This is a genomic window from Streptomyces sp. NPDC014864 (genome assembly GCF_043081525.1).
GTDB lineage: Bacteria > Actinomycetota > Actinomycetes > Streptomycetales > Streptomycetaceae > Streptomyces.
On sequence record NZ_JBIBWT010000007.1, the window covers coordinates 203,313 to 225,218 of the forward strand.

The 21,906-nt window shown below is 72.6% G+C and carries 21 protein-coding genes and 1 pseudogene; 15 read left to right on the top strand and 7 right to left on the bottom strand.

What is annotated here, in order from left to right; translation table 11 throughout:
• Window positions 1-343 precede the first annotated feature (343 nt).
• Window positions 344-811: a DUF5709 domain-containing protein gene (locus ACF1A5_RS15200; protein ID WP_392193305.1), complete on the top strand. Its 468-nt coding sequence runs from the start codon at window positions 344-346 to the stop codon at window positions 809-811.
• Between the two features lie 89 nt (window positions 812-900).
• Here the strand turns inward: ACF1A5_RS15200 and ACF1A5_RS15205 are convergent, their stop codons facing one another.
• Window positions 901-1,695, bottom strand: coding sequence for a metal-dependent hydrolase (locus ACF1A5_RS15205; protein ID WP_392193306.1), 795 nt, complete (start codon window positions 1,693-1,695; stop codon window positions 901-903).
• 145 nt (window positions 1,696-1,840) lie between these two features.
• Here ACF1A5_RS15205 and ACF1A5_RS15210 point away from each other — a divergent pair, with 145 nt between their 5' ends.
• Window positions 1,841-4,354: a DEAD/DEAH box helicase gene (locus tag ACF1A5_RS15210; RefSeq protein ID WP_392193307.1), complete on the top strand. Its 2,514-nt coding sequence runs from the start codon at window positions 1,841-1,843 to the stop codon at window positions 4,352-4,354.
• Between the two features lie 19 nt (window positions 4,355-4,373).
• Entirely contained in the window at window positions 4,374-5,240 is an 867-nt protein-coding gene (locus tag ACF1A5_RS15215; RefSeq protein ID WP_392193308.1) for an acyl-CoA thioesterase, read from the top strand.
• Between the two features lie 40 nt (window positions 5,241-5,280).
• Here ACF1A5_RS15215 and ACF1A5_RS15220 read toward each other — a convergent pair whose 3' ends face one another.
• Both ACF1A5_RS15220 and ACF1A5_RS15225 read right to left on the bottom strand, forming a co-directional pair.
• Window positions 5,281-6,198, bottom strand: coding sequence for a DUF6397 family protein (locus ACF1A5_RS15220; protein ID WP_392193309.1), 918 nt, complete (start codon window positions 6,196-6,198; stop codon window positions 5,281-5,283).
• 120 nt (window positions 6,199-6,318) lie between these two features.
• Window positions 6,319-6,732, bottom strand: a complete 414-nt coding sequence (locus tag ACF1A5_RS15225) for a roadblock/LC7 domain-containing protein (RefSeq protein WP_392193310.1) — start codon at window positions 6,730-6,732, stop codon at window positions 6,319-6,321.
• 94 nt (window positions 6,733-6,826) lie between these two features.
• Here ACF1A5_RS15225 and ACF1A5_RS15230 point away from each other — a divergent pair, with 94 nt between their 5' ends.
• Window positions 6,827-7,255: a PPOX class F420-dependent oxidoreductase gene (locus tag ACF1A5_RS15230; RefSeq protein WP_392193311.1), complete on the top strand. Its 429-nt coding sequence runs from the start codon at window positions 6,827-6,829 to the stop codon at window positions 7,253-7,255.
• A gap of 49 nt (window positions 7,256-7,304) precedes the next feature.
• Here ACF1A5_RS15230 and ACF1A5_RS15235 read toward each other — a convergent pair whose 3' ends face one another.
• Window positions 7,305-7,910: an ATP/GTP-binding protein gene (locus ACF1A5_RS15235; RefSeq protein WP_392193312.1), complete on the bottom strand. Its 606-nt coding sequence runs from the start codon at window positions 7,908-7,910 to the stop codon at window positions 7,305-7,307.
• Window positions 7,911-8,192: 282 nt separating this feature from the next.
• Between ACF1A5_RS15235 and ACF1A5_RS15240 the strand changes: the two genes are divergently transcribed.
• On the top strand, window positions 8,193-8,792 hold the full coding sequence (locus tag ACF1A5_RS15240) for a class I SAM-dependent methyltransferase (RefSeq protein WP_392193313.1): 600 nt from the start codon (window positions 8,193-8,195) through the stop codon (window positions 8,790-8,792).
• A gap of 72 nt (window positions 8,793-8,864) precedes the next feature.
• Here the strand turns inward: ACF1A5_RS15240 and ACF1A5_RS15245 are convergent, their stop codons facing one another.
• Window positions 8,865-9,770: an oxygenase MpaB family protein gene (locus ACF1A5_RS15245; protein WP_392193314.1), complete on the bottom strand. Its 906-nt coding sequence runs from the start codon at window positions 9,768-9,770 to the stop codon at window positions 8,865-8,867.
• Between the two features lie 98 nt (window positions 9,771-9,868).
• Between ACF1A5_RS15245 and ACF1A5_RS15250 the strand changes: the two genes are divergently transcribed.
• From ACF1A5_RS15250 to ACF1A5_RS15260, 3 genes are all read left to right on the top strand, one after another.
• Window positions 9,869-10,180 carry a hypothetical protein gene (locus ACF1A5_RS15250; RefSeq protein WP_392193488.1) on the top strand — a complete coding sequence of 104 codons (312 nt, stop codon included), beginning with the start codon at window positions 9,869-9,871 and terminating at the stop codon, window positions 10,178-10,180.
• A 120-nt stretch (window positions 10,181-10,300) separates the two neighbouring features.
• Window positions 10,301-11,179, top strand: coding sequence for a hypothetical protein (locus ACF1A5_RS15255; protein ID WP_392193315.1), 879 nt, complete (start codon window positions 10,301-10,303; stop codon window positions 11,177-11,179).
• A 179-nt stretch (window positions 11,180-11,358) separates the two neighbouring features.
• On the top strand, window positions 11,359-12,747 hold the full coding sequence (locus tag ACF1A5_RS15260) for a tannase/feruloyl esterase family alpha/beta hydrolase (protein ID WP_392193316.1): 1,389 nt from the start codon (window positions 11,359-11,361) through the stop codon (window positions 12,745-12,747).
• Between the two features lie 4 nt (window positions 12,748-12,751).
• On the opposite strand, the gene ACF1A5_RS15265 is transcribed toward ACF1A5_RS15260, so the two are convergent.
• A complete protein-coding gene (locus ACF1A5_RS15265) occupies window positions 12,752-12,934 on the bottom strand; it encodes a hypothetical protein (RefSeq protein ID WP_392193317.1) in 183 nt (60 codons plus the stop codon).
• Window positions 12,935-13,209: 275 nt separating this feature from the next.
• On the opposite strand from ACF1A5_RS15265, the gene ACF1A5_RS15270 reads away from it, so the two are divergent.
• The gene (locus tag ACF1A5_RS15270) at window positions 13,210-14,550 is read left to right on the top strand and encodes an esterase-like activity of phytase family protein (RefSeq protein ID WP_392193318.1); all 1,341 of its coding nucleotides are present in this window, start codon (window positions 13,210-13,212) and stop codon (window positions 14,548-14,550) included.
• Between the two features lie 309 nt (window positions 14,551-14,859).
• Here ACF1A5_RS15270 and xylA read toward each other — a convergent pair whose 3' ends face one another.
• Window positions 14,860-16,026, bottom strand: coding sequence for a xylose isomerase (xylA, locus tag ACF1A5_RS15275; protein ID WP_392193319.1), 1,167 nt, complete (start codon window positions 16,024-16,026; stop codon window positions 14,860-14,862).
• 181 nt (window positions 16,027-16,207) lie between these two features.
• Between xylA and xylB the strand changes: the two genes are divergently transcribed.
• The 6 genes and pseudogenes from xylB (at window position 16,208) to ACF1A5_RS15305 (ending at window position 21,729) form a co-directional block, all read left to right on the top strand.
• Window positions 16,208-17,653, top strand: coding sequence for a xylulokinase (gene xylB / locus ACF1A5_RS15280; RefSeq protein ID WP_392193320.1), 1,446 nt, complete (start codon window positions 16,208-16,210; stop codon window positions 17,651-17,653).
• 187 nt (window positions 17,654-17,840) lie between these two features.
• Window positions 17,841-19,073: an ROK family protein gene (locus ACF1A5_RS15285; RefSeq protein WP_392193321.1), complete on the top strand. Its 1,233-nt coding sequence runs from the start codon at window positions 17,841-17,843 to the stop codon at window positions 19,071-19,073.
• A gap of 16 nt (window positions 19,074-19,089) precedes the next feature.
• Window positions 19,090-19,347: a hypothetical protein gene (locus ACF1A5_RS15290; protein WP_392193498.1), complete on the top strand. Its 258-nt coding sequence runs from the start codon at window positions 19,090-19,092 to the stop codon at window positions 19,345-19,347.
• A pseudogene (locus ACF1A5_RS15295) lies at window positions 19,329-19,688 on the top strand (acetamidase); the annotation flags it as partial. The gene ACF1A5_RS15290 and the pseudogene ACF1A5_RS15295, both read left to right, overlap by 19 nt.
• A gap of 50 nt (window positions 19,689-19,738) precedes the next feature.
• Window positions 19,739-20,338, top strand: a complete 600-nt coding sequence (locus ACF1A5_RS15300; RefSeq protein WP_392193322.1) for an N-acetylmuramoyl-L-alanine amidase — start codon at window positions 19,739-19,741, stop codon at window positions 20,336-20,338.
• A gap of 113 nt (window positions 20,339-20,451) precedes the next feature.
• Window positions 20,452-21,729: a GAF domain-containing protein gene (locus ACF1A5_RS15305; protein WP_392193489.1), complete on the top strand. Its 1,278-nt coding sequence runs from the start codon at window positions 20,452-20,454 to the stop codon at window positions 21,727-21,729.
• Window positions 21,730-21,906 lie beyond the last annotated feature (177 nt).

Consider the following 21,906-nt stretch of genomic DNA (forward strand, 5'->3'; position numbering starts at 1 on the left):
GGCGCGCTGCGCGGCGGCCGGTCGGGCACGCTCCGCAGCGTGCCGTCCCGGGGCGGCGGCGCTGCTGCCGCCCCGCGGGAGCAGTCGCCCGCAGCCGCGGCGGGCGGTGCGACGGCGGGCCGGGACCGGACCCCTCCGCGGCTCGGTCCGCGGGCCGGGCGACGGCTCGGTGCCGTGCCGTTGCGCGGTGACGAACTGGGGTGGAAGGCTGGAAACCGGCACCGGTTCGGGGAACGCCCGGGAACCCTGTGGTTCGCGCCCGGTGAGACCTGTGCCCCGCGCACCGGCGGCAGACCGCCGCCCGCGGTGAGAACGGGCCCGTCCCCACCCTCTGGAGGTACCCGTGGACAGCGCCGACGGATGGGGAGACGACGTCTACCAGCCCGATGACACTTCCGAGGTCCGGGAGGACACGGGGATCCTCGACTCGGAGGACACGCTGGAGTACGACGGTGTCGAGGACCCCCTGGACCGGGGCTGGTCCCCTCCGGAACGGCCCTGGGCGGTGGAGCACGAGGGCGTGACCGCGGCGGAGCGCCTGCAGGGCGAGACCCTCGACCAGCGTCTCGCCGAGGAGCTGCCGGATCCCGTCACTCCCGATGGCGACGACATCGGCGACTGCCAGGGCACCGACGGGGAACCCCTCGACAACGAGGTCGGCGCGGCCCGCTCCGGCCGCCTGGTCGCGCCGGACGAGGGTGCGCACGAGGACGAGGAGAGCGCGCTGATCGCCACGGACGTCGGCATCGACGGCGCGGCCGCCTCCGCTGAGGAGGCCGCGATGCACGTAGTCGACGAGGAGACGCAGTAAGGCTGACCGGCGGCCGGACGCCGCGGTCGACGACGGTGTCGTCCTCTCCCCCGGCGCCCAGGGAGCACCCGGGGCGTTCGGGCGGCGTCTCAGATGAAGTTCAGCGCGGCCGCGCAGCCCACGCCGCCGAGCATCATGAACACGGGCATCAGCACCTTGAGCTCCACCCAGCTGCCCGCCCGGAACCGCATCCCCTTCGGAGGGCCGACGGGATACCAGCGCTTGCGGCCGACCGGTATCGGCCACAGGATCGGGCAGCCGGAGACGGTCAGCGCGTCCCCGATGTCGTGCACCAGCGCGCCCAGCACGATCGGCAGCCCCAGCCACAGGTACTCCTGGCCCGGCGCCGTGAACAGCCAGCCCGCGCCGTTGCCCGGCTCGTCGAGAATGCCGGCGATGATCCACGCACTCGTCCCCGCCAGCAGCCACACGAGGACGTCGCTGCTGGACCCTCGGGCCGCCCGCCACAGCAGTCCCTCGATGGCCAGCACCATGTGGACGAAGAGAATCGCCAGCACCGCCCAGCGGCCCCCGGTGATCGCGGCGGCGGAGGAACCCGCACCGATCAGCACCGCCCACAGCCAGGTGTGCGTCAGCGTCCGGTGGCCGCCGGAGCGGCGCGGGTCGCCCTGCTTCCTCGTCGCCTTGTAGACGGCGTACGAGAGCTTGTCGACGATCTCGCAGATCCAGCGCGAGATCGGTCCGAAGGATCGCGAGATGGTGGCGGCCTTGTGATCGAGGTCGGGGGCGAGCGCGGCGCCGGCGCAGATCAGGGCGCCCGCCAGCAGCACCGGCCAGGGCATCGGGTGCCCGGTCGCGGCGGCCGCGGCTCCGACGCCGAGCCAGGCCGCGGCGCCCGACAGTGAGTGTGCTGGTCCCATCATGGCCGTTCCCCGCCCCATTTCTCCTGCGCCGCTGTCCAGTTGATCCGCTGCGTTCACGCTGCGTCGGCGACACAGCGTAGCGGTCGTGATCTTCGCCTCGGCATCCGATTCCCGCCTCGGCACGCTCGCCAGGCAAGATGGGGGCGTGACCCTCATCGATCAGCTGCCGCCGACCGCAGACCCCGACGCCCTCTACGAAGCCTTCGAGTCGTGGGCCCAGGACCGCGGTCTCACGCTCTACCCCCACCAGGAGGAGGCGCTGATCGAGGCGGTCTCGGGCGCGAACGTGATCGTCTCGACGCCGACCGGCTCCGGCAAGAGCATGATCGCCGCGGGTGCGCACTTCGCGGCGCTGGCCCGGGACGAGGTCACCTTCTACACCGCTCCGATCAAGGCCCTGGTCTCGGAGAAGTTCTTCGAGCTGTGCAAGCTCTTCGGCACCGAGAACGTCGGCATGCTCACGGGTGACGCCTCCGTGAACGCCGACGCGCCCGTCATCTGCTGCACCGCCGAGGTGCTGGCGTCGATCGCGTTGCGCGACGGCAGGAACGCGGACGTCGGCCAGGTCGTCATGGACGAGTTCCACTTCTACGCGGAGCCCGACCGCGGCTGGGCCTGGCAGATCCCGCTGCTGGAACTTCCGCAGGCGCAGTTCATCCTGATGTCGGCCACGCTCGGCGACGTCTCCTTCTTCGAGAAGGACCTCACCCGCCGCACGGGACGCCCCACCGCTGTGGTCCGCTCGGCGACCCGCCCGGTGCCCCTGTCCTACGAGTACCGGCGCACCCCGCTCACCGAGACGCTCACCGACCTGCTGCAAACCCAGCAGGCTCCGGTCTACATCGTGCACTTCACCCAGGCCCAGGCCGTGGAGCGGGCGCAGGCGCTGATGAGCATCAACATGTGCTCGCGCGAGGAGAAGGAGCAGATCGCCGAGCTGATCGGCAACTTCCGCTTCACCACCAAGTTCGGCCGCAACCTCTCCCGCTACGTACGGCACGGCATCGGTGTCCACCACGCCGGCATGCTCCCCAAGTACCGGCGTCTGGTGGAGAAGCTCGCCCAGGCCGGCCTGCTGAAGGTGATCTGCGGGACGGACACGCTCGGCGTGGGCGTCAACGTCCCGATCCGCACGGTGCTGTTCACGGCGCTCACCAAGTACGACGGCAGCCGGGTGCGCACCCTGCGTGCCCGTGAGTTCCACCAGATCGCCGGCCGCGCGGGACGTGCGGGTTTCGACACGGCGGGCTTCGTGGTGGCGCAGGCCCCCGAGCACGTCATCGAGAACGAGAAGGCGCTCGCCAAGGCGGGTGACGACCCCAAGAAGCGGCGCAAGGTCGTCCGGAAGAAGGCGCCGGAGGGTTTCGTCGGCTGGTCCGACACCACCTTCGACAAGCTGATCGCCTCCGAGCCCGAGCCGCTGACGTCCCGCTTCCGGGTGACGCACACGATGCTGCTGTCGGTGATCGCCCGCCCCGGCAACGCCTTCGAGGCCATGCGGCGTCTGCTGGAGGACAACCACGAGCCGCGCAAGCAGCAGCTGCGGCACATCAGGCGTGCGATCGCCATCTACCGCTCCCTGCTGGACGGCGGCGTCGTCGAGAAGCTCGACCGGCCGGACGCGGAGGGCCGCATCGTCCGCCTCACCGTCGACCTGCAGCAGGACTTCGCGCTCAATCAGCCGCTGTCCACCTTCGCCCTGGCCGCGTTCGAGCTCCTCGACCCGGAGTCGCCGTCCTACGCGCTGGACATGGTCTCGGTCGTGGAGTCCACGCTGGACGATCCGCGGCAGATCCTCGCCGCCCAGCAGAACAAGGCGCGCGGGGAGGCCGTGGCCGCGATGAAGGCGGACGGCGTCGAGTACGAGGAGCGCATGGAGCGGCTCCAGGACGTCACCTACCCGAAGCCTCTGGAGGAGCTCCTCTTCCACGCGTACAACACGTACCGCAAGAGCCACCCCTGGGTCGGTGACCATCCGCTGTCGCCGAAGTCCGTCATCCGGGACATGTACGAACGGGCGCTCTCCTTCACGGAGTTGGTCTCCTTCTACGAGCTGGCCCGCACCGAGGGCATCGTGCTGCGCTACCTGGCCGGTGCCTACAAGGCCCTGGAGCACACCATCCCGGACGACCTGAAGTCCGAGGATCTGGAGGACCTGATCGCCTGGCTCGGCGAGACGGTGCGTCAGGTCGACTCCAGCCTGCTGGACGAGTGGGAGCAGTTGGCCAATCCGGAGGTGATGACCGCCGAGGAGGCCCAGGAGAGGGCCGACGAGGTCAAGCCGGTCACCACCAACGCCCGTGCCTTCCGCGTCCTGGTCCGCAACGCGATGTTCCGCCGCGTCGAGCTCGCCGCGCTCGACCAGGTCGAAGAGCTCGGCGAGATGGACGGCGAGTCCGGCTGGGACGCCGAGGCCTGGGGGGAGGCGATGGACAAGTACTGGGAGGAGTACGAGGACCTCGGCACCGGTCCCGACGCCCGCGGTCCCAAGCTGCTCGTGATCAAGGAGGAGGCGCAGAACGGCCTGTGGCGCGTGCGGCAGATCTTCGACGACCCGAACGGCGACCACGACTGGGGCATCAGCGCCGAAGTCGACCTCGCCGCGTCCGACGCCGAGGGCCGGGCGGTCGTCCGGGTCACCGAGGTCGGCCAGCTGTGAGCACAGGAGAAGCCCCGTCATGACGAACCCGGCCGAACGACTCGTCGATCTGCTCGACCTGGAGCAGATCGAGGTCAACATCTTCCGCGGCCGCAGCCCGCAGGAGTCCCTGCAGCGGGTCTTCGGCGGACAGGTGGCGGGCCAGGCCCTGGTGGCCGCCGGTCGCACCACGGACGGCGAGCGGCCGGTGCACTCGCTGCACGCGTACTTCCTGCGCCCCGGCCGGCCAGGGGTGCCGATCGTGTACCAGGTCGAGCGGGTCAGGGACGGGCGGTCCTTCACGACCCGCCGGGTCACCGCCGTGCAGCAGGGCCGCACGATCTTCAATCTGACCGCCTCCTTTCACAAGCCTGAACAGGGAAGCTTCGAACATCAGCTGCCGCCGGCCCGCGAGATCCCGGACCCGGCGTCGCTGCCGACGGTCACGGACGAGATCAGGGAGCATCTGGGCGCGCTGCCGGAGCAGTTGGAGCGCATGGCGCGCCGCCAGCCCTTCGACATCCGGTACGTGGACCGGCTTCGCTGGAGCGCGGACGAGGTGAAGGATGCCGAGCCGCGCAGCGCCGTGTGGATGCGCGCGGTCGGACCGCTCGGCGACGACCCCCTCGTCCACACCTGCGCGCTGACCTACGCCAGTGACATGACGCTGCTGGACGCGGTGCGCATTCCGGTCGAGCCGCTGTGGGGGCCTCGTGGCTTCGACATGGCGTCGCTGGACCATGCGATGTGGTTCCACCGGCCGTTCCGCGCGGACGAGTGGTTCCTGTACGACCAGGAGTCGCCGATCGCCACCGGCGGCCGGGGCCTGGCCCGCGGGCGCATCTACGACAGGGAGGGGCGGCTGCTCGTCTCCGTCGTCCAGGAGGGGCTCTTCCGGGCGCTGTAGGCAGGTGCGGGTCACGTCCGTGAGCTGCGGCGCAGGTGGCTCAGGCACCTCTGCGGAAGAGCCGGCCCAGCAGTCCGCGTGGACGCTCCGGCTGCCGGGGCGCCACCCGGTGCTCCTCCGGTGCCCGAGCGGTGTGTCGACCGGGCGGGCGGGGCGCGGGCCGGTGGGTTCGCGCCTCTTCCAGCGTCCGCGCCAGGTCGGCCCGGAGCCGGCCGGTCTCGTCCGGACTGTCAGCCGTCATGATCCGCTCGGTGAGGTGGGCGGTGGGCGATCCGGGCGCCCCGTGGGCGGGGAGCTGTGGCCCGAAGCGACGCAGGTGGGCGCGTTCGTAGGGATCCCTGACGACATCCGACACCTGGAGCGGGGCGAGCAGTGAGGCCACGGCGGCGGCCCGCTCCCAGGGGTCGTCGGCCTGGCGCAGCAGAAAGTCCAGGTGGCGTCCGCGCCAGTTGCGGGGGCGGAGAACCAGGCCCCCGTCCAGTTGGTCGCGCAGGCCCTCGGGCAGGGGGCGGCTCAGCAGCGAGGCGTTCTTCGCGTCGGCCCTGAACTGCCTTAGTTCGTCGGCCAGATACAGCCACACCACGGCCCGGTAGCGGTTGAAGGAGAAGCTGACCGGCACCAGCAGGCCCAGGCGGGCAAACCTGGTGAACCTGGCACCGGTCACGTCCATGGTGGCCGCGCCCTGCCCGGTGCCGACGGCTTCGACGCGCTGGTGCAGTGTTCGGGGAAAGCCGTCCTGAGCGCGCAGCCGGTCGACCTCGGCGCGGGCGACGCGGCGTCCGCCGCCGCCCTCGTCGGGGACGGTGCGGATATGGCCGAGGTGGACGGCGAGGTCGAATGCGCCGCGCTTCAGGCCCAGTTCGCGCGCGGCGCGGCTCTGCGTGAAGTCCGCTTCCCGCTTCCGGCCGGTCTGCGCGACCGCGGGCGTGACCTCGTGCGTGATGGTGTTGCCGGACATGTCGCCCCCGTGGAGTGTGTGGCTCGCGCCGTGTGCGCCCGCCCGGAAAAACGGTAGCGGGGGTCGCGGATCTCGGCGCGCCCCTGTGGACAACTCCACGGGGGACGACGAACGTGCAGGTCAGAGGTCCGAGGCCGGAGCCCGCTCGGGTTGGCGGGCGTCCACGTCGAGATGCTCGCCGACCCGGTTCACGAGCAGGGTCATCTCGTAGCCGATCTGGCCTATGTCGGCCTCGGCACCGCTGAGCACGCACAGGCAGCTTCCCGCGCCGGCCGCCGTGACGAACAGCACCGCGTCGTCGAACTCGACCATCGTCTGACGCACTCCGCCCGCGCCGAAGTGACGTCCCGAGCCCTTGGCGAGGCTGTGCAGCCCGGAGGAGACGGCCGCCAGATGCTCCGCGTCCTCCCGTCGCAGCCCGGTACTCGCCCCCGTGACCAAACCGTCGTTGGACAGGACCAAGGCGTGCCGTACGTGTTCCACCCGTCCGGTCAGATCGTCGAGCAGCCAGCCGAGCGTCTGGTGCTGTGCCATGATGCGGTCTCCCCGTGTGATGTCTCCTCCTGGTCCGGGAGGATCTCCCGCCAGCCTTCCCCAGGACCGCGGTCCCGGCAAGGAAGATGGGGACATGGCACAGAAGATGTCCGATGAGGAATGGCGGGCGTTCGTCTCCCACGGGACCCGCACCGGCAAGCTGTCGACCGTCCGGGCCGACGGAAGCCCGCACGTGGCGCCGATCTGGTTCCTGCTCGACGGGGACGAGGTGGTGTTCAACACGGGGAAGGAGACCGTCAAGGGGCGCAACCTGGCCCGCGACGGCAGGGTCGCCCTGTGCGTGGACGACGACCGGCCACCGTTCACGTTCGTCGTGCTGCACGGCCGGGCCCGGCTCTCGGAGGACCTCGACGAGGTGCGGCGCTGGGCCACCCGCATCGCGGGCCGCTACATGGGCGAGGACCGCGCCGAGGAGTTCGGTGCCCGCAACGGCGTACCCGGCGAGCTGCTGGTGCGGGTCGCCGTCGACAAGGTGGTGGCGCTGAAGGATCTGACCGACTGAGGACGGCCGGCCGGAGTCGGGACCCGTCGACCGCCGAAGCGGGGCCGGGTCACCCGACGGAGGCGAGCAGCCGGGCCGTGTGCATGCGCCCCGCGTACTCGACGAGTTGGATGAGCACGTCCTTGCCGGAGGCACGGTCGCGGGCGTCGCAGACGACGACCGGCGTGCCCTCGTCGAGGTCGAGGGCACGGGAGACGTCGTGGGCTCCGTAGACGCGGGCGCCCGAGAAGCGGTTGACGGCCACCACGAACGGGATCTGCCGGTGCTCGAAGTAGTCCACCGCCGGAAAGCAGTCCTCGAGCCGCCGGGTGTCCGCGAGGATCACCGCGCCCAGGGCACCCCGCGCCAGTTCGTCCCACAGGAACCAGAAGCGGTCCTGCCCCGGCGTCCCGAAGAGGTACAGGAACAGGTCGGACCGGATGGTGATACGGCCGAAGTCCATGGCGACGGTCGTGGTGACCTTCCGGTCCACCCCATGGGTGTCGTCCACCAGCCGGCCCGCCTGGCTGAGCACTTCCTCGGTGCGCAGCGGACGGATCTCGCTGACCGCGCCCACCAGGGTGGTCTTGCCCACGCCGAAGCCGCCGGCGACCAGTATCTTCAACGCCAGGGGAGCCGTCTCGCCGTCCGGGGCAGCGGAGTGCTCGGGGACCATGGATCACTTCTCTCAGGAGGGGCGGCAACGGTCGACGTCGGTGACGCATCCGGCGCACCCCTGTGGCGTCCGCGTGCGACGGGGTGCGGCGATGCGAAGTCAGCATGATGACAACTACGCCACCTGTTCGAGGGATTGGACCGCAATTTCTCCGATGTGATCGTCTCGCGCCCGTTCGGGGCCGGGACGCGCCCGCACCTGGGACCTGTGCCGTCGCATGAAGGTCCGATCCTGCACCCGTGCCCGCGTCGCCGTCCGCGGCGGTGCGGGATCATGCGGAGCATGAGCGACGACCACACACACGTCCGAGAGTTCTTCACCGCGCGGGCCGCCGACTGGGACAGCCGCTTCCCCGACGACGCCCCCGCCTATGCGGCCGCGGTGGCCGAGCTGGGGTTGCGCCGGGGCGACCGCGTGCTCGACGCGGGCTGCGGCACCGGCCGCGCGCTGCCCCCGCTGCGCGCGGCCGTGGGCCCCACGGGGGTCGTGGTGGGGGCCGACCTGACTCCTGCCATGCTGCAGGCCGCGGTGCGGGCCGGGCGGGACCGGGACGGGCGGCTGGTGCTGGCCGATGTCAGTGCGCTTCCGCTGCGGTCCGGGTCGCTCGACGCCGTGTTCGCCGCCGGTCTCATCGCGCATCTTCCGCATCCGGCCGGGAATCTTCGGGAGTTGGCGCGCGTGGTGCGCCCCGGCGGCACGCTGGCGTTGTTCCACCCGATCGGCCGCGCGGCACTCGCCGCCCGTCAGGGCCGCAGCATCACACCGGACGACCTGCGTGCGGAGCCCAACCTGCGCCCGCTGCTGGCCGGTTCGGGGTGGCGCATGACGTCGTACGCGGACGAGAACACGCGCTTCCTGGTGCTGGCCGTGCGCGAAGGCTGACCCGGCGGCGTCCTCACCGCCGCGCGGGCCACGCCGCGGGCCGGACTCGTCTGGCCACGCGCCGTGATCGCGTCACTCGTCGGGGGCGCCTGACGAAGCGCCGTTGTGGCGCACCGGGCAGCCGCGCACGCCGGGGACCGGACGCGTGCCGAGGTCGGCCAGCCCGTAGCCGCCCGGGTAGCTCTTGATCTCCCAGTTCTGCCGCGCGAAGTGCGGAGCCCTGCGCGGCGGAAGCAGGCGCACGGCGCGCCCCCGGGCCCGCACGGCGCCGCGTACCACCGCTCGGGCGAAGGCGGGCGGGGGCGCGTAGCGGAAGGCCCGCAGCAGGGGTTCGTCGAGCAGGGCGAGGGTCGAGGCGCGCAGCACCGGCGCGAGGGGGCGCGGATACCAGGAGGTCATCAGGTCGAGGGTGGCGTCGGAGACCTGCCGGGCCTGCTCGTCCCAGCCGAAGTGGGCCTTCTCGTAGGCGTCGAGGTGCGACTCGAACTCCTCGTAGGACTCGGGGATGTCCTTGATGCCCATGTGACGGCCGAGCGTGCGGTAGTGGACGGCGGACGCGACGACTTCGTGCTTGGAGAGCCTGCGCCATCCGTAGGCGTCGATCCAGCGCCGGGGCATGACCACGAAGGTGCAGAGCACGTAGCGCATGTCGTCGTTGCTGATGTCGTAGCTGCGGTGCATCTGGTTGATGCGGCGGATGGCGGTGCGCGCCTGATCGCTGCCGAAACCGTGCTCCACGACGGCGTCGAGGAGGAGCGCGGTGTCGTCGTAGCGCTTCTGTGAGCGGCCGGTGAGTTCGGCCGTCTCCGCGAGCAGCCGGCCGATGCTCGGTACCGCATAGGTGCGGTAGAGCGCCAGTTCGAGTGAGCGGGTGAAGTCCCAGGGGAACTCGTAGGCGGCGGTGAGTCTGAGGATCTCCGTCGCGTCGGCCACCGGGTCCATCCGGCGAATCCGCCCGAGCCGCTCGAAACGCTTCACCCCGCCGCCCCCTTATGCCGTCGGAGCTTCAACTCTACGTTGAGGAGCAGCACATGAGCGATCGTCGCCGCACACCACACTGGGGCAAGGTGGTCCGCATGTTCAGCAACCTCCGCACGTCCTTCACCAGGATCTTCACCTCTTCACGTACGGAGCCGAAGCGGGGGCGGGACACGCGCACCCCCAACCTCTTCGAGGCCGCTGCCGCCTATGTGTCGGCCTGCGCGGAGGACGACCAGGACCGGATGGACGAGGCCGCGACCTGGGTCTCTCCTGAGGCGCTGTCCTTCGGAGTGAGGGAGCTGGCGTGCCGTGCGGTGATCGTCCTGGCGCGGGAGCGCGACGAGCCGCCGGGGAGGGTGGCGCGGACCCTGCTCGGGCTCCCGGCGGCCCGGACCATGGACGCGTGACGGCCGTTTCGCCCACCTCCAGGCGGAAAACTGCAGGTCCGCCCGCACACGGAGTCGTGACAAGCGCCTTCCGCTCGCACTAGGGTGCGCGCCGTTGGACGAACCGATGGGGAGGCTGGGATGGCCGGGACGGACGAGGAAGCCGTCGCCGCCGCGGACGACGCGCTCTATGTGCTCACGGCGGTACTGCTGACGCCTGCGCAGTTCCCGAGTGTGCTGGGCGACGACTATCCGGAGGCATGCGCGGCGCTCGGTCTCGCGCCGCGGGCCGACGGGTACGGGCTGGTGCTCGGCCAGGACGGTGCCGGGGCGCGGTGGACGGTCGTCATCGACGACGTGTCGCTGGTCGCCGTGGCCATCGCCTCCTGGGACTGCGGGATGGAGTACGACCTGTCGCCCGACGAGCGCACGGTCGTCGCCGCCCTGCCGGGCTGGCCGCTCGCGGTCGCCGTCGCGGCTCCCGGGGTGCCCGCGCCCCACGATCCCGGACCGGAAGCCGCGGACGGGCCGCCGCTGGCGCCGCCGGACACCAGCGTCTGGGGGCCGGCACAGCGCCGGCTGGGCGCCGACGAGATCGCGTTGCAGTGGGCGGTGTGGCGCGGGCAGATCGACGACACCGGATTCTCCGCTCGGGACGGTGGGTCCGCGGAGGGCGACGGCCCGTCCGGGACGGCCGGCGAGGCAGCCGCTGAGAAGGCCGGTGAGAAGGCCGGTGGGATCGGCTCCGGGGGACACGGCGGCATCCGGCGCGTCCTGGCGGAGGCGCACGCCTACGTCGACTCGCCACCGCCGCTCGGCCGCGTCAGGTCCTCCTTCGCTCCCGGGGACGCGCGGACCCTGCGGGTGGACGGCCCCGGCTGGTCGATGGTGGCCCGGACCGACGACATCGCCTTCGTCCTCCTCGACGAGGAGCCCGGCGAAGTCCTGCCGGTCGGCCGCGGCCCGGAGCTGCCCCGTCTGCTGGAGGCCCTCGACAAGCTGGCGGTGCGCCCCAGCTGAATTCGGCTGCGCCGCACGGCAGTTCGACACCGAAGCATGTCTTCCTCCGCCATGCCGGGTTCTCACTCCATGTGGTGCCGGCCCATGGATGACACGGATGCGGGACAGCACCATGGGGCAGCTCCGGGCTCCACGGCCCGGTGCTGTCACGCCCGCCCCGTCGTGCCCTGGAGGCTTTCATGCGTCTGTCCCGAGGTGTCCCACTCGTTGCCGCCGCCCTGGTGGCGGCGGCCCTCACGTGGCCGGTTCCCGCCGGCGCCGCGGCCGGCGCCGCCGGGCACTGTGTCCGCCAGGAGCGGGTACGGGTGCCGGGCGCGGCCTTCCAGCAGAGCGCCTGCCTGCCGGACCTGACCACCACGGGGCTCGCCGGAACCCCGTACACGGACACCGCCGACCAGGCGGGGCTCACGGCCCGGGAGACGCGGACGCCCTCGGGGGTGCCCGGTGTGCAGATCGACGGCTACTTTCCCGACTCCTCCCAGTTCAACGCCACGCACGGCTGGAAGCACGACGCGCAGTTCGTGATCCGGCTGCCCGATCACTGGAACGGCGGGCTCGTCGTCACCGGGGCGCCCGGCACCCGCAAGCAGTACGCCACCGACAAGGCGATCTCGGACCAGGTGCTGGCGCGCGGCTACGCCTACGCGGCGACCGACAAGGGCAACAGCGGGGCCGACTTCTACCGCGACGGCACCCGGCCCGGTGACGCCATCGCGGAATGGAACGCACGGACCACGCAGCTCACCCGGGCCGCCAAGCGCGCGGTCGCCCAGCGCTACGGGCACGCCCCGCGCCGTACGTACATGACCGGCATCTCCAACGGCGGCTACCTCACCCGCTGGCAGCTGGAGAACCACCCGGAGCTGTACGACGGCGGCGTGGACTGGGAGGGCGCCCTGTGGACGGCAGACGGCCCCAACCTGCTCACCTCGCTCCCCGCGGCGGTCGGGCACATCCTGGGCTCGGCCGGCGACGAGGACCTGTACGCGGTGGGCTTCGCGCGGGGCTCGGAGTTCCTGTGGCCTTACCACGAGAAGGTGTACTGGGGCGTCACGCAGAAGATCTACCGCGCCGAGTTCGACCCGGGATACGACGCCGGCTGCCCGGGCCCGTCCGCGGGGAGCACCGCGGAGCAGATCCTGGCGCCGTGCGCCTCCGACGCGGCGTACGACTACGCGTCCCGTCCGGCGTCCGTCCACCGGGCCGTGGAACGCGTCGCGCTGACCGGCCGGATCGGAAGGCCGCTGATCACACTGCACGGCGACCTGGACGCCCTGCTGCCCAAGGCCGCGGACTCGGACGTGTACGCGCGCATGATCGACGCGAGCGGACGGGGACGCATGCACCGGTACTACACGATCCAGGACGGCACGCACGTCGACGGGCTCTACGACACGTATCCGGACCGGCTCCGGCCGATCCTGCCGTGCTACCGGTCGGCGTTCGACGCGCTGGTGTCGTGGGTGGAGCGCGGCACCGAGCCGCCCGCGGACCGGACCGTGAGCAGGACCGCGGGCGAGGACGTGGTGAACTCCTGCGACGTGGGCGGGACCACGCCGGGGCGGTGACGCCTCAGCGGCCCAGCTCCTTGCGGCTGACGCGGCGCAGCCGGCGTCGCTGCGAGGGGTCCAGCGCGAGGTAAGCGGCGGCCGGGACTCCCAGGACGATCAGCAGCGCGGCCCACCAGGGCAGCCAGATCAGCAGGATGAGCCCGGCCGCCACACCTCCCGCGGCGATCTTCGCGTTCTTCGACATCTGTCGCCTCCTTCGCGGCCACTGCCGCTCTCTGTGGTGAGAACGGGCCCGCGCGTCCGGCAGTTCCGGAACACGACCCCGAGATGCCCCTGAGACAGCCCTGAGGCGCCCCGGGGACGTGACCGGGCCGGAGAGGTGCCCACTCCGCCCCGGGCTCACCCACCGGGGGCAGGCCGACCGGTGGCGGATGCCCGGCATTCACCCACCCGTCGCCAGGTGTTGCCTCCGAGGGCCAACTCTGACGGCAGTCAGCACACTGGCCTCAAGGAGGTTCGATGTCCCCCTTCGCCCCGGTCCGGCGCCGCGTCCACCACTCCCTCGCCGCGGGGGTTCCCCTCGCCCTGGTGGGCGTCCTCACGGCGGCGGGAGCCGCGGCGGCAGCCCCGTCCGGGGGCGTCTCCGTCACCCGCACGGCGACACTCGGCGACATCCCCCTCGGCGCGTTCAGCAACGCGCTCCTCCCGGGCACGGTGGACGACGACCGGGGTGTGGACCTCGGCGGCATCGGCAGCGACATCTACCCGGCCGGCCGCAAGGGCGAGTTCTGGACGGTCACCGACCGCGGGCCCAACGGACAGATCAAGGTGGACGGCAAGAAGCGCCGCACGTTCCCCGTGCCGGGCTTCGACCCGGCGATCGTGAAGGTGCGGGTCTCCGGGCACAGGATCGAGGTGCTGGACGCGATCGCCCTCACCACGTCCTCCGGCGAGCCCGTCACCGGGCTGCCGAACCAGGCCGGACGCGACGAGGCGCCGTACTCCTTCGACGCGGGCACGCAGCTGTCGTACGACCCGAACGGTCTGGACACCGAGGGCGTCGTCCGGGCCGGGGACGGCTCCTTCTGGCTGGTGGACGAGTACGGCCCCTCCCTCGTCCACGTCTCCGCGCGCGGGAAGGTGCTCACCCGCTACGTGCCCAAGGGGCTCGGTCTCACCGGCGCCGGCTACCCGGTGGTGGAGGCACTGCCGTCCGTCTTCCTGCACCGGAAGATCAACCGCGGGTTCGAGGGATTGGCCCAGCTCCCGGACGGCGACCTCGTGATGGCCCTGCAGAGTCCGCTGTCCCTGCCCGACGCCGACGCGGGAAACGCCTCGCGCACCACCCGGCTGCTGCGCTTCTCCCCGGCGAAGCAGGCGGTCACCGCGGAGTACGCCTACCGCTTCGATCCGGTGAACGTGGTCGATCCGGGCGAGGACGACCCCTCCGAGCTGAAGACCTCCTCGGTGGTCGCCGTGGGCCGGAACCGCCTGCTGGTCGAGGAGCGCACCGACAGGAGGGCCCGACTGCGGCTGGTGAAGCTGGAGCGCGACGCGGACATCCTCGGTGGCCCCTGGGACGACGACAAGACGTCCCCGTCGCTGGAGCAGCTGGACGACCCGGCGGCATCCGGGGTGCCGGTGCTCACCGGGCGCCTGCTCGCCGACCTGGGCCCGGTCGCCGCAGTGCCGGGGAAGATCGAGGGCATCGCGCGCGTGGGCGACGACTCCCTCGCCCTCATGAACGACAACGACTTCGGGATGACCGACGGCCCCGACGCGTTCGACGCGCAAGGCCGGCTGGTCGACAGCGGCACCGAGACCACGGTGACCTACGTCCGGCTGCGGCACCGCATCTGATCGGCCGCCAGCCGGTTCTGATCGGCCGTCACCGCGGGCCACGGCCGTCGCGCCGGAAGCGGGGACTCGCGGTCGCCCGGGCGGCCGAAGGTTCGCCGTCCACGGTCGCTGCGCCCGGCCCGCGCTGGGCGCCGCGCGGGCCGGCACACCCTTCGCGCCCGACACCGGGCGAGCTCCCACTGGTGCCGTACGGGCGCACGCGGGCCGGCACCCGATCCGTACCGAACGCGAGTCGGCACCCGAGGCGCACGTGCGCGTTGCGGGCCGGCAGGAGCCCCGCAATGCGCGCGTGCACCTCGGTCGCCGACCTCAGCCGCGCGCGCCCAGCAGATGGTCCATCGCCAGCTGGTCCAGCCGTTCGAAGGCCATCCCCCGTGCGGCGGCCGCCTCCACGTCGAAGTCCTCGAAGGCCGACCGGTCCGTGAGCAGCGCCTGCAGACCGTCCGCGGCCGTGGGCTGGGCCAGCTGGTCCAGCCGGGACGCCCGCAGGGCCTCCTGGACCTCCGGGTCGGCGCGGAAGGCGGCCGCGCGCTCCTTGAGGATGAGGTAGTTGCGCATGCAGCCCGCCGCCGACGCCCAGACGCCGTCCAGGTCCTCGGTCCGCGGCGGCTTGAAGTCGAAGTGGCGCGGGCCCTCGTAGCCGGCGCTCTCCAGCAGGTCGACGAGCCAGAAGGCGGCACGCAGGTCACCCGCGCCGAAGCGGAGGTCCTGGTCGTACTTGATGCCGGACTGGCCGTTGAGGTCGATGTGGAACAGCTTGCCCGCCCACAGGGCCTGCGCGATGCCGTGCGGGAAGTTCAGCCCGGCCATCTGCTCGTGGCCGACCTCCGGGTTCACGCCGTAGAGCTCCGGGCGCTCCAGGCGCTCGATGAACGCCAGGGCGTGGCCGACGGTGGGCAGCAGGATGTCGCCGCGCGGCTCGTTCGGCTTGGGCTCGATGGCGAAGCGCAGGTCGTAGCCCTGCGCGACGACGTACTCCCCGAGGAGGTCGAACGCCTCCTTCATGCGGTCGAGGGCGAGGCGGACGTCCTTGGCGGCGCCGGACTCGGCGCCCTCGCGCCCGCCCCAGGCCACATACGTCCTGGCGCCCAGTTCCGCCGCCAGGTCGATGTTGCGGATCGTCTTGCGCAGCGCGTAGCGGCGCACGTCACGGTCGTTCGCGGTGAAGGCGCCGTCCTTGAAGACGGGGTGCGTGAAGAGGTTGGTGGTCGCCATCGGCACGGTCATGCCGGTGGTGTCGAGTGCCTGACGGAAGCGCTTGATGTGCGACTCGCGCTCGGTGTCCGAGGACCCGAAGGGGATGAGGTCGTCGTCGTGGAAGGTCACCCCGTGGGCGCCGAGTCCGGCCAGGCGTTGCACCGTCTCGACCGGGTCGAGGGCGCGGCGCGTGGCGTCGCCGAACGGGTCCCGTCCCTGCCAGCCGACGGTCCACAGGCCGAAGGTGAACCTGTCCTCGGGGGTGGGCTGGTAGCTCATGCCGCGGCTCCTTGCTCGCTTGCGACCATTTCGTCATGGCGATTTACAAATTAGTATGCGGACGCTTCCCTGGGAAGGGACCAGATGACCCCGACGGGGCAGATGCGCGGGTCGACGCGACCCGGGCACCGTGAGAACACCAGGTCAGATCCCCGCGAGCCGCGGAAAGAGGGAGAGCCCGATGTCAGCAGCCGAGGGTCCGCTCGTCGTCGGCGTGGACTCGTCCACCCAGTCCACCAAGGCGCTCGTCGTCGACGCGGCCACCGGGCAGGTCGTGGCGAGCGGCCAGGCACCGCACACCGTGTCCTCGGGGGCCGGCCGCGAGAGCGACCCGCGCCAGTGGTGGGACGCCCTGTGCGCGGCACTGCACCAGTGCGGTGAGGCGGCGCACGAGGCCGCCGCCGTGTCCGTCGCCGGCCAGCAGCACGGACTCGTCACCCTCAACGCCCGGGGCGAGCCCGTGCGGCCCGCTCTGCTGTGGAACGACGTGCGCTCGGCCGCGCAGGCCCGCCGCCTGGTCGAGGAGCTGGGCGGCCCGAAGGCCTGGGCGGAGCGCACGGGCAGCGTGCCCGGCGCCTCCTTCACCGTCACCAAGTGGGCGTGGCTGGCGGAGAACGAACCGGAGGCGGTGCGGTCGACGGCGGCCGTACGTCTCCCCCACGACTACCTCACCGGGCATCTGACCGGGCTGGGCACGACCGACCGCGGTGATGCCTCGGGAACGGGCTGGTGGGCGTCCGCCACGGAGTCCTACGACGACCAGATCCTCGACCGCGTGGGACTCGACCCCGCGCTGCTGCCCCGCGTGGTGCGGCCCGGCGAGGTGGTGGGGACCGTGCGCGACAGCCACGACCTGCCGTTCTCCAGGGGAACCCTGGTCGCGCCGGGCACCGGCGACAACGCCGCGGCCGCCATCGGTCTGGGGCTGCGCCCCGGGACGCCGGTGCTGAGCCTCGGTACGTCGGGCACGGTGTACGCGGTGTCGCGCCACCGTCCCGCCGACCCCTCCGGCACGGTGGCCGGCTTCGCCGACGCCCGCGGGGAGTGGCTGCCGCTGGCCTGCACCCTGAACTGCACACTCGCCGTCGACCGCATCGCCGCGCTGCTGGGCCTGGACCGGGAGGCCGTCGAGCCCGGGGCCGGGGTCACCCTGCTCCCGTTCCTGGACGGCGAACGGACCCCCAGCCTGCCGCACGCCTCAGGCCTGCTGCACGGACTGCGTCACGACACGACCGCGGGTCAGTTGCTGCAGGCCGCGTACGACGGCGCCGTCCACTCCCTGCTCGGCGCGCTCGACCTGGTCCTCGACCGGGACGCAGACCGCACCGCGCCCCTTCTGCTGATCGGCGGCGGTGCCCGGGGCACCGCCTGGCAGCAGACCGTGCGGCGCCTGTCCGGGCGGCCGGTCCAGGTGCCCGAGGCCCGGGAGCTGGTGGCGCTGGGCGCCGCGGCCCAGGCGGCCGGCGTGCTGACCGGCGAGGACCCGGCCGCGGTCGCCCGGCGCTGGAAGACGGCCGACGGTCCGGTGCTGGACGCGGTGGAGCGGGACGAGGCGGCGCTGACCAGGATCGCCGGGGTACTCTCCGACGCGTCGCCCCTGCTGGAGCGGGAGGCGGGCGCTCGATGACGGACACCGTGTGACGAACCCGCCGGGAAGGACACCACGAGCCGGGCGCGCCGCCACAGGCGTCCGGTGACAGACGTCCGGCCGGACCGGTGACGGACACCTGCCCACCGGACACGACCTCCGGCCACGGCCGACCGGCACGACTGACGGACATGACGGACGGACACGATCGAGGACGGACGGAGGCATGACCGCACCGCTGCACGAGACCCGCACGGCCGGTCCCGGGGGCGCCCGCGCGACCGGTCCCGGGCGTGCGCTGCCCGACACCCAGCAGGGCATGCGCCGCCGCAACCTCGCCCGGGTCATGCACACCGTGAGCGCCGGGGGCCCCGTGTCGCGCGCCGCGGTCGCCTCCCGCATCGGACTCACCCGTGCGGCGGTGTCGACCCTCGTCGACGAACTCATCCGCTGGGGCCTCCTGGAGGAGCTCGGCCCCGAGCGGCCCGGCCGGGTGGGCCGCCCCGGTTCGGCACTCGCCGTCAGTGGACACGGCCCGGCGGGGCTCGGCGCGGAGGTGGGCGTCGACCACCTGGCGGCCTGCGTGGTGGATCTGCGCGGTGAGGTGCGGGCGCGCACCGTCCGGCACGGCACCAACCGGGGACGCTCCCCCGGCCCGGTTACGAGGGAACTCAACGCGCTGATACGTCAGGTCGCCGCCGAGGCGGAGCAGCAGGGCCTGTGGCCGGCGGGGCTCGCCGTCGCGGTGCCCGGTCTGGTCGCCCGTGACGGCCGGACAGTCGTCCGCGCCCCCAACCTCGACTGGCGCGACACCGACCTCGGTGCCCTGCTGCCGGCCACGTACCCGCTGACGGTGGACAACGAGGCCAACTTCGGCGGTTTGGCGGAACTCTGGCTCGGCGAGGGCACACCACGGGACTTCCTGCACGTGTCGGCGGAGATCGGCATCGGTGCCGCGGTGGTCGTCGACGGGCAGGTGCTGCGTGGAACGCGTGGTTTCGCGGGCGAGTTGGGCCATGTACCGGTCCAGCCCGAGGGGCCGACGTGCCCGTGCGGCGGGCGCGGATGCCTGGAGCAGTACGCGGGCGAGGAGGCGGTACTGCGAGCGGCGGGCCTGGAACCGGCCGAGGACCGGGTCGGGTTGCTGGCCCGGCGCGCCGCCGGGGGCGACGAAGACGTACGGCGGGCCCTGCGCGCGGCGGGTACGGCGCTCGGTGTCGCGCTGACCGGGGCCGTCAATCTGCTCGACCCCGAGGCCGTGGTGCTGGGCGGCGCGCTGGCCGGGCTCGCGCCCTGGCTCCTGCCGTCGCTGGAGGCCGAGTTGGCCGGGCGCACCGCCGGGCCCGTCTGCCCGGTGTCCGTCTCCCGGCTGGGCCCCGAAGGTCCGCTGCTGGGTGCCGCCCACTCGGTGGTGCGTGCCGTCCTGGACGACCCGGCGGCCGTGGCCGGACACGGCTGATCCGATCCCGCGGACAGTGTGCCCCCTGCCGGGCACCGCGGCCTTCGTCCCGGCGCTGCTCACCGCGGCCGGACTGCCCGTCTTCGACTTCGCCTCCGAGCTGAAGGCGCCCGTCTCGTACACCGGTGCGATCGTCGGCGTCTGGATGGCGGCGGGTCTCGCGGTACTCGTCGTCCCGATGCGGCGTCACCCCGAGCGCGTGGCCTGGACCGTCCGCGTCCACCTCGACGATTCCCCCTCCACCCGCCACAGGCAGCCGTCGAGTGGGCGATGAACACGGTCGTGATCGTGGAGCTCCCCAGGGGTGTGGTCACCCCCTGGCCGCGTCCGGAGTCGGACACGCACGTCATCTCCACCGGCTCGGCCCGTCCGCTGGAGGACGCCTTCCGGATGTCCCAGTTCGACCTGGTGCAGTGGCTGGTGCGCGACTACGGCTTCAGCGGGCTGGACGCGTACCAGTTCGCGAGCCAGGCCGTGGAATCGCCGCCGGCCAACGTCTGCGACACCAACTACACGTGCGTGGCCAAGCTCCGCAAGGAGTGGCTGCCCGTGCGCGAGACTCACCGCGGACTGCACGCGCGGCTGCGCGAGACGGCGGCGGCACTCCGGCGCTGACCGCAGCCTGTGCGCCGAGGGACATCCCCCACGAGAAAGGCCCCTCGCACATGGACGGAGCACGACCCCTCCCCAGCAGACGACGGCTTCTGAAGGGCGCCGCCCTGGCCGCCGTACCCTTCGCGTTGCTCCCCGCCACGCGGGCCGGGGCACGACCTCAGGCCGTGGACTACCCGTCGGCCGACTGGCGGCCGGCGAGCAGTTCCAACTACACGGCCTCCGACCGGCCCATGTCCTACTCCATCGACCGGGTGATCATCCACGTCACGCAGGAGACGTACGCGGACACCCTCGCCGTCTTCCAGAACGAGACGACGAAGGTGTCCACCCACTACGTCGTCCGGTCCGCCGACGGACACATCGCGCAGTGCGTCCGCGAGTCGGACGTCGCATGGCACGCCGGCAACTGGGAGTACAACACGCGCAGCATCGGCATCGAGCACGAGGGCTGGGTGGACCAGCCCGTCTGGTTCACCGACGCCATGTACGAGCAGTCGGCCAGGCTCACCGCGGCCGTCTGCGACGCGTACCGCATCCCCAAGGACCGGGCGCACATCATCGGGCACTTCGAGGTGCCGGGCTCGGACCACACCGATCCCGGACCGAACTGGGACTGGGTCCGCTACATCAGACTGGTCAACCTCACCTGACGTCGGGAGCACGGGCCGCCGCATCGTCCGAGAACCCCGTGTCGAAGAGGTTGTCCGGGCGCACACCGGGAGTGACGATGTCCCCGAGCCGCATCGCCGTCCGGGAGGCCGAGTTGTCCGATCCGTGGGTTGCCCTGGAGCCGGGGGCCGACCCTGCCGAGCGCGTACGGGTGCTGCGCAGCGCGCACGAGACGTTCACCGCCGGGGGCACGATGCCCAGACCGGTGCGTCCGGTGGTGGCCGACTCATGGCGGCGGTCCGCGCGAGCGGGCGTCGGACCGGACGGCGCCGCGAGCGTGGAGCTCGCGGACGGCGACCTCGGCGCCTACCGGGCGGAGCATCCGCTGGCCGCGGTGATGCCGCTGTTCCGGGAGTTGCTGGGCACGTTCGCCGCCGACGGGGAGCACCTGCTCGCGGTGTGCGACGCGCACGGCAGACTGCTGTGGGTCGAGGGCCATCCGGCGACCCGGCAGCGGGCCGGGCGGATGAACTTCGTGCCGGGTGCCCGGTGGGCGGAGTCCGCGGTCGGCACGAACGCTCCGGGCACGGCTGTCATGGTCGACCGGCCGGTGCAGGTCTTCGCGGCCGAGCATTTCATCCGGCAGGTGCAGCCCTGGACGTGCGCGGCGGCCCCGGTGCACGACCCGCGCACCGGACGGGTGCTCGGGGCGGTGGACATCACCGGCGGGGACCGACTCGCGCATCCGCACAGTCTGGGGTTCGTGCAGGCGGTGGCGCGGGCGGCCGAGTCGCACCTGGCGCTGCTCGGCCCGCCCGGGCCGGCCGCCGACACGCCGGAGCTGACCGCGCTGGGCCGCGACGAGGCCCGGCTCCTGGTGGACGGCCGCACGGTCCGGCTGAGCCGCCGGCACAGCGAGATCCTGGTGCTGCTCTCCCGCCACCCGGAGGGCCTGACCGGTGACGAGCTGTTGTGCGCGCTGTACGAGGACGAGTCGGTCACGCCGGTGACGCTGCGGGCCGAGCTGGCCCGGCTGCGCAGGGTCCTCGGCCCGGGCCTGCTGGCCTCGCGGCCGTACCGGCTCACCGTTCCCCTGGGGTCCGACGCGGCCGTCGTGGAGCGGCGGCTGGAGACGGGGGCGGTCGCGGCCGCGGCGACCGCCTACGCCGGTCCGCTGCTGCCGGCCTCTCAGGCTCCGGCGGTGGTACGGCTCAGGCGGCGCCTCGCCGACGGCCTGCGCTCGGCGCTGATCGCCCGCCGCGACCCGGACCTGCTGGCCGACTGGGCGCACGCGCCGTGGGGGGAGGACGACCTCGACGTGTGGCGGGCCCTGGCCGCCGTACGGCCCACGGCGCCGGTGCGCACCCGACTCGCCGCCCTGGAGGCGGAACTGGCGGCACCCTCCAATCCGCCCCGGCCCTCACCCCGCTGAACCGCCGACGCCGGCGCCTGCGCCTGCCGCCCGTCTCCGTCCCGCCCACGCCGGCCGCCACCCGAACCGCCCCCGCCCGTTTCGGCCACCCCTCCCACTCGTCGGCGGGATCCCGGTGGGCCCCGGGCCGAAGAGCGGACCCGGTACCCGGCGCACCCTCTCGCCGTCCAGGGTGGC

Excerpts from the sequence above, each read along its gene's own strand:
- ACF1A5_RS15225 (WP_392193310.1), bottom strand. The coding sequence starts at position 6,732 with ATGGCACAGCACCAGACGCTCGGCTGGCTGCTCGACGATCTGACCGGA.
- ACF1A5_RS15230 (WP_392193311.1), top strand. The coding sequence starts at position 6,827 with ATGGCACAGAAGATGTCCGATGAGGAATGGCGGGCGTTCGTCTCCCAC.
- ACF1A5_RS15215 (WP_392193308.1), top strand. The coding sequence starts at position 4,374 with ATGACGAACCCGGCCGAACGACTCGTCGATCTGCTCGACCTGGAGCAG.
- ACF1A5_RS15250 (WP_392193488.1), top strand. The coding sequence starts at position 9,869 with ATGTTCAGCAACCTCCGCACGTCCTTCACCAGGATCTTCACCTCTTCA.
- ACF1A5_RS15300 (WP_392193322.1), top strand. The coding sequence starts at position 19,739 with ATGGACGGAGCACGACCCCTCCCCAGCAGACGACGGCTTCTGAAGGGC.
- ACF1A5_RS15220 (WP_392193309.1), bottom strand. The coding sequence starts at position 6,198 with ATGTCCGGCAACACCATCACGCACGAGGTCACGCCCGCGGTCGCGCAG.
- xylB (WP_392193320.1), top strand. The coding sequence starts at position 16,208 with ATGTCAGCAGCCGAGGGTCCGCTCGTCGTCGGCGTGGACTCGTCCACC.
- ACF1A5_RS15270 (WP_392193318.1), top strand. The coding sequence starts at position 13,210 with ATGTCCCCCTTCGCCCCGGTCCGGCGCCGCGTCCACCACTCCCTCGCC.
- ACF1A5_RS15285 (WP_392193321.1), top strand. The coding sequence starts at position 17,841 with ATGACCGCACCGCTGCACGAGACCCGCACGGCCGGTCCCGGGGGCGCC.
- ACF1A5_RS15260 (WP_392193316.1), top strand. The coding sequence starts at position 11,359 with ATGCGTCTGTCCCGAGGTGTCCCACTCGTTGCCGCCGCCCTGGTGGCG.
- ACF1A5_RS15205 (WP_392193306.1), bottom strand. The coding sequence starts at position 1,695 with ATGATGGGACCAGCACACTCACTGTCGGGCGCCGCGGCCTGGCTCGGC.
- ACF1A5_RS15265 (WP_392193317.1), bottom strand. The coding sequence starts at position 12,934 with ATGTCGAAGAACGCGAAGATCGCCGCGGGAGGTGTGGCGGCCGGGCTC.
- ACF1A5_RS15240 (WP_392193313.1), top strand. The coding sequence starts at position 8,193 with ATGAGCGACGACCACACACACGTCCGAGAGTTCTTCACCGCGCGGGCC.
- ACF1A5_RS15235 (WP_392193312.1), bottom strand. The coding sequence starts at position 7,910 with ATGGTCCCCGAGCACTCCGCTGCCCCGGACGGCGAGACGGCTCCCCTG.
- ACF1A5_RS15255 (WP_392193315.1), top strand. The coding sequence starts at position 10,301 with ATGGCCGGGACGGACGAGGAAGCCGTCGCCGCCGCGGACGACGCGCTC.
- xylA (WP_392193319.1), bottom strand. The coding sequence starts at position 16,026 with ATGAGCTACCAGCCCACCCCCGAGGACAGGTTCACCTTCGGCCTGTGG.